The organism is Clostridium sp. YIM B02551 (assembly GCF_022324735.1).
Lineage (GTDB): Bacteria > Bacillota > Clostridia > Clostridiales > Clostridiaceae > Clostridium_T > Clostridium_T paridis.
In genome coordinates this window covers 24,926-38,007 of sequence record NZ_JAKGTF010000018.1, presented here as the reverse complement: position 1 = coordinate 38,007, position 13,082 = coordinate 24,926, and the positions used below count along the sequence as shown (strand labels likewise).

At 29.9% G+C, this 13,082-nt stretch carries 9 protein-coding genes; 3 read left to right on the top strand and 6 right to left on the bottom strand.

Going from position 1 to position 13,082, the window contains the following annotated elements; genetic code table 11:
* Positions 1-33: 33 nt before the first annotated feature.
* Positions 34-1,098 (bottom strand): HD-GYP domain-containing protein, encoded by a 1,065-nt coding sequence (locus L1S47_RS18350; protein WP_238885945.1) that lies wholly within the window; start codon positions 1,096-1,098, stop codon positions 34-36.
* Between the two features lie 336 nt (positions 1,099-1,434).
* On the opposite strand from L1S47_RS18350, the gene L1S47_RS18345 reads away from it, so the two are divergent.
* Positions 1,435-2,043 carry a DedA family protein gene (locus tag L1S47_RS18345; RefSeq protein WP_238885942.1) on the top strand — a complete coding sequence of 203 codons (609 nt, stop codon included), beginning with the start codon at positions 1,435-1,437 and terminating at the stop codon, positions 2,041-2,043.
* A gap of 42 nt (positions 2,044-2,085) precedes the next feature.
* Here the strand turns inward: L1S47_RS18345 and L1S47_RS18340 are convergent, their stop codons facing one another.
* Together L1S47_RS18340 and L1S47_RS18335 are read right to left on the bottom strand one after the other, a co-directional pair.
* Complete coding sequence (locus L1S47_RS18340; RefSeq protein WP_238885940.1) at positions 2,086-3,831, bottom strand: ABC transporter ATP-binding protein; 1,746 nt, start codon at positions 3,829-3,831, stop codon at positions 2,086-2,088.
* On the bottom strand, positions 3,828-5,561 hold the full coding sequence (locus L1S47_RS18335) for an ABC transporter ATP-binding protein (protein ID WP_238885937.1): 1,734 nt from the start codon (positions 5,559-5,561) through the stop codon (positions 3,828-3,830). Before L1S47_RS18335 ends, L1S47_RS18340 begins: the two co-directional genes overlap by 4 nt.
* Before the next feature lie 144 nt (positions 5,562-5,705).
* Here L1S47_RS18335 and L1S47_RS18330 point away from each other — a divergent pair, with 144 nt between their 5' ends.
* Both L1S47_RS18330 and L1S47_RS18325 read left to right on the top strand, forming a co-directional pair.
* Positions 5,706-6,572 carry a LysR family transcriptional regulator gene (locus L1S47_RS18330; protein WP_238885935.1) on the top strand — a complete coding sequence of 289 codons (867 nt, stop codon included), beginning with the start codon at positions 5,706-5,708 and terminating at the stop codon, positions 6,570-6,572.
* 103 nt (positions 6,573-6,675) lie between these two features.
* Positions 6,676-7,053 carry a CBS domain-containing protein gene (locus L1S47_RS18325; protein WP_238885932.1) on the top strand — a complete coding sequence of 126 codons (378 nt, stop codon included), beginning with the start codon at positions 6,676-6,678 and terminating at the stop codon, positions 7,051-7,053.
* Positions 7,054-7,124: 71 nt separating this feature from the next.
* On the opposite strand, the gene L1S47_RS18320 is transcribed toward L1S47_RS18325, so the two are convergent.
* From L1S47_RS18320 to lon, 3 genes are all read right to left on the bottom strand, one after another.
* A complete protein-coding gene (locus L1S47_RS18320; protein ID WP_238885919.1) occupies positions 7,125-9,275 on the bottom strand; it encodes a transporter substrate-binding domain-containing protein in 2,151 nt (716 codons plus the stop codon).
* Between the two features lie 196 nt (positions 9,276-9,471).
* Positions 9,472-10,635: an iron-containing alcohol dehydrogenase gene (locus tag L1S47_RS18315; RefSeq protein ID WP_238885917.1), complete on the bottom strand. Its 1,164-nt coding sequence runs from the start codon at positions 10,633-10,635 to the stop codon at positions 9,472-9,474.
* Positions 10,636-10,666: 31 nt separating this feature from the next.
* On the bottom strand, positions 10,667-13,048 hold the full coding sequence (lon, locus tag L1S47_RS18310) for an endopeptidase La (protein ID WP_238885915.1): 2,382 nt from the start codon (positions 13,046-13,048) through the stop codon (positions 10,667-10,669).
* Positions 13,049-13,082: the final 34 nt, after the last annotated feature.

Below are 13,082 nucleotides of genomic sequence, written 5' to 3'. Positions count from 1 at the left end.
AATACCCTTTTAGTCATCAAATTTATTTTTATTTTAAACAAGCAATTTCTCTATGTATATATCTTTTTCTTTCTTTAAGTCTAAGAAACCATCTTTGCTAAATAATAATGGTCTTGCTATATCATTTATATCAATCTGAATTATTTTACATTCTTCTCCATTGCTCAAAAGTACCTTTTCCCCTGTATAATAATTTACTATATTACTTAGAAACACATTACAGAATTCATAATGTAATTTCCCTTTACTTTCTTCTTTTATTATCTCTAATGCTTCAAAAGGTCTTCTCTTCTTTTTATGAACTCTGTCTGAATTAATTGCATCAAATACATCTGCAATTGCTATTATTTTTGCGAAATCATGTATCTGCTCATCTCTTATCCCAAATGGATAACCTGAACCATCCATTCTTTCATGATGCATTAATATACCCAGACTAACTGAACTATCTAAGTATGGCACACTTCTTATAGAATTGTATGCTAATACAGTATGATTCTTGATTTCACTAAATTCTTTAGTTGTTAATGGGTCTACCTTATATAAAACATCTTCTTTTAATTTTGTTTTCCCAAAGTCATGAAGTATGGCTGAATATGTAAGTAAGTTATTATCCTTATCGCTAAGCTCTAACCAATTTCCTAGGATACAACTTAATGCTGCTACATTAACACAATGTCTATATATAGCATCATCTCCACTACCATAGAGTACAATGTTTTTAATAATTGCGCTAGTTGAGTCAAGCTCATCCTGAATCTCTTTAGCAAACTTTCTTACTTCATCTATCCCTGATATTTTAACATTAAATACATTATTAAAAATGTATTTTATATTCTCTGAAAATCTATTAAATTCTTCGGCTATCTGTTTTACTGTTTTCTGTTTTTCAAGAGTGGTATTCATTAAAACTGCATCATCTTCAGAATAGACTTCAATTTTTGTTAAAATATATTTTTCTTTTAACCTATGTAATACTGCCTCGGTAATTGGGAATCCCTTTGCAATAAGCACCTTGCCCTCAGCTCTTATTTCCTTCGCGGCAATCATGCCTGGTTTTAAATCTTCAACTAAAAATGATTTTTTTGCAGCCTCCATATAATGTACCTCCACTTTTGATAATATGACTTTATTTTAACACTTAATTACACACTTAATAAATATATTCTAGATATACAATATTTCGGATAATTACTTACATTAGTTTATATGTAAGACAAAATTTTTCAATTTTATCTAAATTAATCATTAAAAAAAATAATTTCATAAATTTATGAATTGTTTAAGAGGTTTTTTATACAAATTTAACATTGAGTATTTTAACCAAGCCCTTATAAGTAAGCCATTTTATTCACATATTTTTTGTTTATTAAACATTCATATGTTATAATTATGTCTACATAATATATTAACTTTTAATTAAGGAGATTTTAAATGATTGAGTTTATTGTTAATTGGGCTATCTTTGTCTTAGGCAAATTAGGATACTTTGGTGTTTTTTTATTAATGGGACTAGAAAGTGCGTGTATTCCTATTCCAAGTGAAGCAATTTTACCTTTTGGTGGGTATTTAGCTTCTTCAGCATATGCGGGCACACGTCTTAGTCTTCCGCTTGTTATTATCATTGGAACATTAGGTGGAACTGCTGGTTCTATTTTTGCATATTACCTTGGTGCCAAAGGCGGTAGACCTTTAGTTGAAAAATATGCAACTAAATTGAGATTATCAAAATCACATCTAGAAATGAGTGACAATTATTTTAATAAATATGGAGAGAAAATAGCCTTTTTCTCTAGATTACTACCTATTATTAGAACATTTATCTCACTTCCTGCTGGAATTAGCAAAATGAATTTCAATAAATTTGTTATATATACATTCTTAGGCTCATTAATTTGGAGCATAGTACTTGGCTATGCAGGCTATATTATGGGGGAAAATTGGGAAGTAATTCGTTCTTGGCTTCATATAGCTGACTATATAGTTATAGCTGCTGTACTAATATTTATTGTTTATGTATTTGCCAAAAAGAGAAAAAAGTAAAATGTACATGAAAAGGGAGCATTAGAATTAATGCTCCCTTTTTTATATATCTTCAAATTGGCTATTATACAACTTGTAATAGTAACCTTTCATCTTTATTAATTGATCGTGATTTCCACTCTCTACAACATTCCCATTATCCATGACTAATATTAAATCTGCCTCTTTAATAGTTGACAACCTGTGCGCTATAATGAAGCTAGTTCTTCCATTAAGTAATTTTAAAAATGCTTTTTGTATTCTTATTTCCGTTCTAGTATCTATATTACTAGTTGCTTCATCTAATATGAGCATAGGAGGATTTATAAGCATAACTCTTGCAATAGTTATTAGCTGTTTTTGTCCTTGAGATAAATTTTCTCCGGCACTACTAATTGTAGTGGAATACCCTTTCGGTAGTTGCATAATAAAATTATGAGCTCCTACATCCTTAGCTACCTTTACTACTTCCTCATAGCTTGCATCTGGTTCTCCATAGGCGATATTATCAAATATGGTTCCTTCAAACAACCATGAATCTTGAAGTACTATTCCAAAATATCTTCTTAATTCATCTCTAGGTATTTCTGAAATATCAGTATTATCTAAATAAATACTCCCTGAATTAATATCATAAAATCTCATTAGTAAATTTACTAAGGTTGTTTTTCCCGATCCAGTTTTCCCCACTATCGCAATCCTACTTCCTGCTTTTACCTTTAAATTAAAATTCTTAATTAATGATATATCAGGAGAATAGGAAAAACTAACATCTTTGAATACTAAATTACCGATTTCATTTGCCTCCATTAATCTGCTATGTGATATTATCCCATCTTTTTTTTCTTGCTTCATATCCATTATATTAAAAATTCTATCAGCTGAAGCAATAGCTGCTTGTATTTGTGTTAGTACACCAGATATTTCATTAAAAGGCTTTGCAAATAGGTTAGAATATATAAGAAAACTACTTATATTTCCAACAGTTATTTTTCCCAGAATTGCAGCTATCCCTCCTATAATACCGACTATAGAATAGGTCATATTATTAATTAATCTAGTAGATGGATTAGTTAATGATCCATAAAATTGGGCTTTTACGCCTGTATTATACAACTCATTATTTATCTTATTGAATTTATTAAATATCTCTTCTTCTGCATTAAATAATTGAACAACCTGTAATCCTCCAATATACTCTTCAACATACCCATTCAATTTTCCTAGTATTTTAGCTTGTTCTTTAAACATCCTTTGAGAATTTTTTGTAACATACCTTGCAACAAAAAATGAAGCTGGAGCTGATACTAATACAACTAAGGTCATACTTGGATTTATATATATCATAAACACTATTGCTCCTATTATTGTACTTATTCCTGTTAATAATGTTGATATTCCTTGCACCATTCCATCTGAAACTGCATCTATATCATTTGTAAATCTACTAATTATATCACCATGATTACTAGTATCATAAAACTTTAATGGGAACTGGTTCATGTTATTAAATAATTCACGTCTCATATCATTTGTTGCTTTAAATGATATATAATTTGTTAAATAACTAAGTATCCACACTAAAGTATTACTAATGGCGTATATGATGAAAAGCAGAAATAAGCTTTTAGCAATATACTCAAAGTCTACCATTCCCTGTGCAACCATATTATCTATAGCTACTCCAATTAAATATGGACTTATCAAGCTCATTATCACACTTAATATAGCACATATAATTGATGCTGCGAAAAGTAATTTATATTTTCCAAGATACCCTAGTATCCTTAGAAGTGTATTCTTTTTCATATTTTCTCCCCCTTAGCTAAATGCTGAGAGGAGTATATTTCCTTGTAAACATTGCAATTCATTAATAAATTTTTATGAGTATCAACACCCACTATTTCTCCGTTATCAAACACAATAATTCTATCAGAATTTTTTACACTAGAAATCCTTTGAGATATAACAATTAACGTAACATCCTTCTTTTCCTCTTTAATGCTTTTTCTTAATGTGTAATCAGTCAAGAAATCCAACGCACTTGATGAATCGTCTAATACTAGTATTTTTGAATTACGTGCCATAGCTCTAGCGATTGATAAACGTTGCTTTTGACCTCCTGAGAAATTTCTGCCTTCCATATTAACCTCACTATTATATCCTTCTGGTAAATTATCTATGAACTCTTCTATTTGGGCTATTCTACTAGATCTTTTGATATCTTCTATAGCTGCCTTCTTATTTCCAAGTTGTATATTGGTTAATATACTTCCACTAAAAAGTACTGATTTTTGTGGTACAAATACTACTTTTTCTCGTAATTCCTTTAGATTGTATTTCTTTATATTTTTTCCATCTATTCTAATTTCACCATTACTAGCATCATATAACCTAGCAATCAAGTTCACAAACGTAGATTTTCCTGAGCCTGTCCCTCCAATTATTCCTATAGTCTCACCTTGATTTATGTTAAGAGTAATATTCTTCAACGCAAGATTTCCTGCTTCACTATATCTAAATGAAACATCCTCGAATTCTACCACTGGAGATTCAGAATTCTCAATTACTTCTTCAATATTCTCACTAGTAATTGAAGGAGTTGTATTAATTACTTCTATTACTCTTTTGGCAGACGAGTTTGCCTTTGTAAAAATTATTACTAAATTTGATACAACAATTAATGCTAAAAGAACCTGCATTATATAGTTAACGAAGGCAATAATCTCACCTTGGGTAATATCTCCTGCATTGATTCGTATTCCTCCAATCCAAAGAATTATAATTACTGCTATATTCATTCCGAAGGTTGTTAATGGATTTAGTAATATAGATATTCTCCCAACTTTTATTATGGTATTAGTTAATTCATCATTTGCATCGTCGAATTTCACTTTTTCTAAATCTACTTTCGCAAAGGCCCTTATCACTCTTATACCGGTAAGGTTATCACTTATTGTTCTCCCTAGCTTATCCAACTTACTTTGATATATTGTGTATAAAGGCGAGGTTTTATTAATAATAAAATAAATTACTATTCCAAATATAGGAGTTGAAACAATTAAAATCAATGATAATTTAAAGTCTAATAGCATGGACATAAATATCGCACCTATACATATGAAAGGAGCTCTTATTACCAATCGAATAAACATAGCCACTGCAATCTGTAATTGATTTATATCATTTGTAATACGATTTATTAATGATGCTTTTCCTAGTTTATCTACTTCGGCACTAGAAAGCTGTAATATATGTAAAAACAACTTCTCTCTAAGATTAGTTCCAAACCCTTGAGATGCTCTTGCAGCATAATGCTGACATACTAATGAACTTCCAAAGCCAAGTATAGACATTGCTAACATTAATACACCCATCTTAATAACGTAGTCTATATCCTTACTTTTTATACCATTGTCAATTACAAGCACCATAATTGCTGGAAGTAATAACTCTAAAATCGCTTCAATTAACTTAAAGATTGGTCCTACTATACATTCTTTTTTATATGGTCTAATGAATTCCTTTAATACATTCATACTTAACTTTCCCCCGCAGTCAATAAAATAATATTGCCTTTGTTGCTTCTTGCAGCTATGATTATAACATAGCATTTTCCATATTAAAAATATTGGTTATATATATACACCATACGAAAAAAGTATGGTTAATTGGAGGTTACTATGGATTTAAAACAATTAAAATATTTTTTAACCATATCTGAAGAAGGACAAATCACTGCTGCCGCCAAAAGGCTTCATATGGCTCAACCACCTCTTAGTCACCAACTCAAGCTTCTAGAAGAAGAATTAAACGTTAAACTTTTTGACAGAGGTGCAAGAAGCCTTCAACTTACTGATGCTGGAAAAATACTAAAAAATAGAGCTGAACAAATTATAAATCTTTCAGAATATGCTATTAATGAAATAACTGATTTTAGCAATGGTTTAAATGGCAGTATTTCAATAGGTACTGTTTCTTCCTCAGGTACTATTTTGCTAAATAATAAGATAACAGAGTTTCATAATAAATATTCTGGAATAAAATTTGAACTATATGAAGGAAATACATTTAAAGTGTTAGATTTACTTGATAAAGGAGTAATAGAACTTGGAGTAGTTAGAACACCTTTTGCTACTAAGTCTTATAATTGCATATATACTGATCCAGAACCAATGATTGCTGTTATGACAAAATCATACCTTGAATCAGAATCAAGTACCATATCCATAAAAGATTTAAAAGGTATTCCTTTAATTATATATAGAAGATTTGAACAACTAATTAGCGACACTTGTGTAGAAGAAGGATTTACTCCAAATATTTTTTGTAAAAATGACGATGCCAGAACCACAATATTATGGGCAAATGCGGGTTTAGGTGTAGGAATAATCCCCAAATCTGCATTTCCACTAGCTTATAATAAAAATTTGTATACAAAAGTGATATTAAATGAAAACTTAACAACCAGAATTGCTCTCATCTGGTCAAAAAGTAAATATATTTCTGCTCTATCTAAAAAATTTATAGAGTCTTTTAAAGAAGATTAGTTTAAATTTATATTTTAAACTTCTTCTTTTTATAGTAAAATACTAATATAACTATCAATCGTTTACATTTAGTTAGTATAACAATTTTAAAGGGGATGATATTATGAAAATAACTGAAATTATTAAACACGATTTACATACCATTAATGTAAATGACACTGTAGATAAGGCCTTAGAAACCTTACAAAATCTTAATCTAAACGGTATGCCTGTGGTAGATGAAACCAATACCTTAGTAGGTATGGTTGTAAAAGCTGATATATATAGATTCATGATTCATCCTGGTCATTATGATAGTTGTCCTGTAGACTGGGTTATGTCAAAATCAGTAATAACTGCTAGATCTGATGAAGATATACTTGTTGTTGCAAAACGCCTACGTGATAACAATATTATTGCTATGCCTGTAGTCAAAAATGATAAAGTGGTTGGTATTGTTAGCATAGAGGATTTACTAGATTATTTTATTAATAAAGATTAATTTCAAAATAAAAAAGAGTTGTGGCATTAGTGTTCAAAGAAACACCCCTGCTCAACTCCTTTTTTTTATTTCTATTCAATTTTCTTTTTAAACATTCGTTTATTCATATACATATTCTCATCTGCTGCTTTATATAAATCTTCAAATGATATTTCTGATGAATATCTAATAGAATATCCTATAGCTCCAGTTGGAACAAACATATCCTTTCCATCAAGTGATACTCTCTTTTTCTTAGAACTTTCATGTATTTTATTTATTACCTCTACTGCAATTTCCTCATTTGAATTATTGATTACTATAAAAAATTCATCTCCACCAATCCTAAATATAACACTATCATTTGGGCACGCTTCTCTTAAAGCATCTGAAAATAATTTTATGTATGTATCTCCATAGTAATGTCCATATGTATCATTTACAATCTTTAAATTGTTTATATCTGCTACAATTAGTACTTGAGGATACATTAATTCATCAGTATTGTTTAAAAACTTAGTATTAAAGTAACTCCTATTATAAAATTCTGTGAGAGGATCTATTGAAAGATAATATTCTCTCTGCTGCAATAGTTCTTTCTCCGTTTTTGCGCGTATTAATGCGCCTATTAATTTAACAATAAATAGTATTATTATAATTATAATCATTAATAAAACTATTACTAGTATAAAGAGATTTTCATTGCTTTTATCGTAATTCATATGGGGTACTTCCTCGTAACCCTTTTGATATATCTCATCCATATCTATCATAGGTAATACCTTATTTATTATCCCTGCTAGCTCAGGCTTATTTTTTGAAACTCCTAAATACAAAAATGAATCATTACTAGTATTTCCTCTTTGAACTAAATCATAATACTGAAGTTCCTCAGTATAGTATCTAACAACAGTTGGATTTTCGATAAGATAATCTGCTTTTCCCTCATGAACAAGTTGCATAGATTCTTGAATATTGTTAGTTCTTCTTATCTTTACATTTGAAAGACTTTTAACTAAAACTTCATCCTGCCAAAAACCATTTATAACTGCAACAGTTTTCCCTTCTAACCCATATATATCTCTGGCTTCTTTTTCATCTTTTCTTCCAACTATTATGTTTCTTTCTTTACTAAAAGATTGAGGATATAATACAGAACTCACTCTTTCATCCGTTTTCGCAATATTTAATACATCTATTTTCCCTGCTCTAAGACTATCTGACAAACTATCAAAATCACTAAGAGTATAGCTGAATTTTATACCAGTCATTCTTGATATTTCTTTTATTAGTTCTCCATCGATTCCTTTGAATTCACCTTCATCATAATAGTCGAAAGGAAGATAATCTTCTATTACACCTACATTTGCTTTTCCATCTTCTAAAAGCCATTTTTCTTCTTCCTCAGTCAAATTCATTACTTTCAGGTTATATTTTATCTGTGCACTATTTATAATTTCTGATAAATTTTTGTTTTTTAAATATTCTATTTCTTTATTTATTATTTCTATCAATCGAGTATTTTCTTTTTTCGCTGAAAAAGTCATATCAGAGTTTATATTACTTATCTTAGATACATAAGCTAAATCAGGGTATTTATATAAATAATCGTAAATTACTGAACCTCCAGACATAATAACAGCATCCACTTCATTATGTAATAGCGCATTAATTTCTTGTTGTTGATTTACATATGTTTTTTTATTATAGGTAATATTTTTATATACTTTAGGCAGGTTATCAATTATGTAGTCCTTTTCCATAAATCCAACTGTTTTTTTATCTATATCTCCAATTGTTTTGATTGAATTATTCTTTCTTGAAATTATTACATAAGGTATTTTAATAATTGGATCTGTGAATGCCATAAACTTGTCTCTTTCTTGAGTTTCATTGGCACCATAAAGTAAATCTATTTTATTACTTTCTAAGTCTGAAAAAATTTTTCCCCAGTTATCAGTTTCTATCTTAACTTTTATTCCAAGATCGTCACTTATATTTTTCATAAGGGGAGTAAGATAACCTTGTTTTTCATTATTATATTTGAAATACTCTGACCCTAAATTGGGATCCACTCCTAAGGTAAAGGTCTTGTCCTTATTTTCTTCAAGCCAGTTTATCTCATCTTCTGTAAGACTTAGTTTATTATTCATCTTTGCCTTAACTATTGCTTTATTATTAAAAATAATGGTTCCAATAACCAAAACAATGGCAAAAATTATTATTCTTTTGGTTTGCTTCATTATAATGCACTTCCAATCAAACTATTATCTATTATCTATTATTTTATTTAATTATCCATATAACTTAGAATTATTATAGTATATCCAAGCTAATTCTTTAAGCTTTTTTATGAATATTTTTCCTATAATAAAAAATCTCTAATGCCTTATCCATTATTACAGGATGACATTAGAGATAAATATCATTTTCTATTTACTATAGTGCTAATTTATATATATTTAATACATCTTGCGAACTAAGTTGTCTTAGATTTCCTAAAACCCCTCTTCTAGTAGCTTGATTTGCCATTACTTCTAACTTTTCAGAATTAATGCCCACTTGAGATAATCTTGATGGAATTCCTAATCCATTGAAATATTCTCTAGTTTTTTCTATTGCTTTATTTGCTATAGCAATTTTATCTTCATTCTCATCTATTCCCCAAACATTTACTCCATATTGAACAAAGTTATCTAAAGTATCTTCATTTAATATATATTTCATCCAATGAGGAGTTAATATTGCAAGACCAACACCATGTGTAATATCATAAAAAGCACTCAATTCATGTTCCATAGCGTGAACACTCCACTCAGTTCTCTTACCATAGCTTAGTAATCCATTTATCGCTAAGCTTGATGCCCACATTAAGTTAGATCTAGCTTCATAATTTTCTGGCTCTTCCATTGCAATTGGTCCATATTTTATACAAGTTTTAAGCAATGCTTCTGCCATTCTATTCTGTAAATATGCCTCTTTTGTCCTGCTGAAGTATACTTCAAATATATGACTCATTATATCTGCAGTACCTGCTGCAGTTTGAGAAGCAGGTACTGTAAATGTATAGGTTGGATCTAATATAGAAAACTTTGGTGCCATTAACGGATGTCCTGTTCCAAGTTTTTCATTTGTGTCTAAATTGCTTATAACAGCTCCTGCATCCATTTCAGAACCTGTAGCAGATAATGTTAGTATGCTGGCTAAAGGAAGTACATTTGTTATTTTTCTTGGATCTTTTACTATATCCCATGAATCTCCCTCATAGTAATAACCAGCTGCAATTACTTTTGCACAGTCTATTGAACTTCCTCCGCCTACTGCAAGTACTAATTCTATATTATTCTCTTTGCATATTCTAACACCTTCACGAACACTTGTTATTCTAGGATTAGGTTCTACATCAGAGAGTTCCCAATATTCAATATTATTTCCTTTTAAAAGTTCAATAACCTTATCATATAGTCCACTTCTCTTAATGCTTCCTCCACCGTATACAATTAGCACTTTAGATGCATATTTTTTTATTTCATTCGGTAAAACACTAACTTGTTCCTTTCCAAAAAATATATTAGTGGGTATTGAATAGTTAAAATTAAGCATTTAATTAATTCTCCTTAAATCTATAATTTACTTATACTTCTGATATATTAAACTGTCCTACAAGGGATAGTTCTGGGTTTAACACGCGTTGTACTGATGGTAATGATATTCCTAAAGCTTCTTTTATTACTTCCTCTATTGTCTCCACAGCTATTATCTCTAATTCTTCCTTGATTTCTTCTGGAACATCCTTTAAGTCAACAACATTATCTTTTGGTATTAATACTTTTTTTATTCCAGCTCTTTGAGCCCCTATGAGTTTTTCTTTTAATCCACCTATTGGTAATACAGCACCTCTTAAAGTAATCTCACCTGTCATTGCTAATTTAGGATTTACTCTCACCCCTGTAACTAAAGATGCTAGTGCTGTAAATAGGGTTATTCCTGCGGATGGACCATCCTTTGGAACTGCTCCTGAAGGTACATGAATGTGTAAATCTTTTTCTTTAAATGTATTCACTGCAAATCTTGACTTTAATAGACTTAAAGATATTCTAGCTGATTCCTTCATTACATCTCCAAGTTTACCAGTTAAAATAACTTGTCCATTACCAGGCATATCTGTAGCTTCTATGAAGAGAATTTCTCCCCCTACAGGTGTCCAAGCAAGACCTGTTACTACACCAGCAGGATTGCTATCCTGAGCTTTATCATGTATTGATACCTTTCTTCCTAGTAGTTCCTCTAATTGTTCTTCTTTTACTATAAACGCATCCTTTTTCTTGCTTGATACAATTTTTTCAGTAGCTACTCTAGCTATTGTTGCTAATTGCTTTTTAAGTCCTCTAACCCCTGCTTCCATAGTGTAATCACTTATGATTGCTTGCAGTGCATCATCTTCTATAATTAATTTCTTGGATGTTAATCCATGTTCCTCAATTACTGAAGGAATTAGATGATTTTTAGCTATATGAAACTTCTCATTAATTGTATAGCTTGATATTTGAATAACTTCCATTCTATCTAATAGTGGTGCAGGTATTCCTTGAGTAGAATTTGCTGTTGCTATAAAGAATACTTGTGATAAATCATATGGTACATCTAAATAATGATCAGTAAATGTACTATTTTGTTCTGGATCAAGAACTTCTAATAATGCACTTGCAGGATCTCCGTTGTAACCAGTCATTAACTTATCAATTTCATCAAGTATCATTACTGGATTTTTAACTCCTGAATTTTTAATTCCTTGAATTATTCTTCCAGGCATTGCTCCTACATATGTCCTTCTATGACCTCGTATTTCAGCCTCATCTCTAACTCCACCTAAACTTAAACGTATATACTCTCTATTAAGCGCTTCTGAGATACTTTTACCTAAGCTTGTTTTACCTGTTCCTGGAGGCCCTACTAACAATAAAATTGAACCCTTTTTATTTTTCTTAAGCTTCATTACTGCTAAATATTGCAATATTCTTTCCTTAACTTTTTCTAATCCATAATGCTCATCATTAAGAATTTTTCTTGCTCTAACAACATTTATACCTTTTTGCTCATCAACATTCCACGGAAGCTTTAATAAAAGTTCTAAATAATTACGTATAACATTATATTCTGAACTACTTGGGTTTTGATTTTCGAGTTTTGTTACTTCTTCTAATGCAACTTCCTCCACTTCTGATGGCATTTTTGCTTCTTTTATTCTTTCTCTATAATCTGCATCCTTCTTCTTACTTCCATCTTTGCCTATACTTAGTTCCTCTTGTATGGCTTTAAGTTGTTCCCTTAAAACAGCTTCTCTATAGCTCTTATTGGCTTTTTTATTGAATCGTTCAGCCATCTCAAATTGCAATTGAATACTTTCTCTTTGTTTTAGAAGATAATCTATAAACTTTAAGCTTCTCTCTTTTACACTTTGAGTCTTCATTAAGTCATATTTTTCTTCACTAGATATTTGCATGTATTGAGTTAAGTATCCGATTAGTGCATTTAAGTCACTCATGCCCTCGATAATCTTAACGAAGGCTTCTGCTCCTTTAAAGTTTTCACCAATTTCTTCAGTTGTTTTCTTAATATACTTAAGCATATCTTCTTTATTTTTTCCGTCAATATCATTTATATCTGAGGCCAATTCATATTCAGCTACTATAGTATTTTCTTTAAAACTTGATGTTTTTATTTCTACTCTATCTATAACTTTGATTTTTGCTTGATGTGCATCATCCTTATTAACTATATCAATTATCTTAAACAATGCGCCTACATTATGTAAGTCTTCTTCCTTTAAGTCCTCTCTATTAAAGTTTTGCCTTAAGGGTAGAGCAATAGCATTATTATCTCCATTAGATAAAATCTCTAATTCCTCTTTTGTTAATCTATTTATTCTTAATGTATATGTCATACCTGTTAATAAAACTAAGTTTGCTACAGGTATTACTATTGCTTCATTATTCTTTAAATTATATTTTTCCATATTACTCACTCCTTCTAATAAATTTTCTTAAGTG

Coding starts and splice junctions, on each gene's coding strand:
- L1S47_RS18330 (WP_238885935.1), top strand. CDS start 5,706: ATGGATTTAAAACAATTAAAATATTTTTTAACCATATCTGAAGAAGGA.
- lon (WP_238885915.1), bottom strand. CDS start 13,048: ATGGAAAAATATAATTTAAAGAATAATGAAGCAATAGTAATACCTGTA.
- L1S47_RS18315 (WP_238885917.1), bottom strand. CDS start 10,635: ATGCTTAATTTTAACTATTCAATACCCACTAATATATTTTTTGGAAAG.
- L1S47_RS18345 (WP_238885942.1), top strand. CDS start 1,435: ATGATTGAGTTTATTGTTAATTGGGCTATCTTTGTCTTAGGCAAATTA.
- L1S47_RS18340 (WP_238885940.1), bottom strand. CDS start 3,831: ATGAAAAAGAATACACTTCTAAGGATACTAGGGTATCTTGGAAAATAT.
- L1S47_RS18320 (WP_238885919.1), bottom strand. CDS start 9,275: ATGAAGCAAACCAAAAGAATAATAATTTTTGCCATTGTTTTGGTTATT.
- L1S47_RS18325 (WP_238885932.1), top strand. CDS start 6,676: ATGAAAATAACTGAAATTATTAAACACGATTTACATACCATTAATGTA.
- L1S47_RS18350 (WP_238885945.1), bottom strand. CDS start 1,098: ATGGAGGCTGCAAAAAAATCATTTTTAGTTGAAGATTTAAAACCAGGC.
- L1S47_RS18335 (WP_238885937.1), bottom strand. CDS start 5,561: ATGAATGTATTAAAGGAATTCATTAGACCATATAAAAAAGAATGTATA.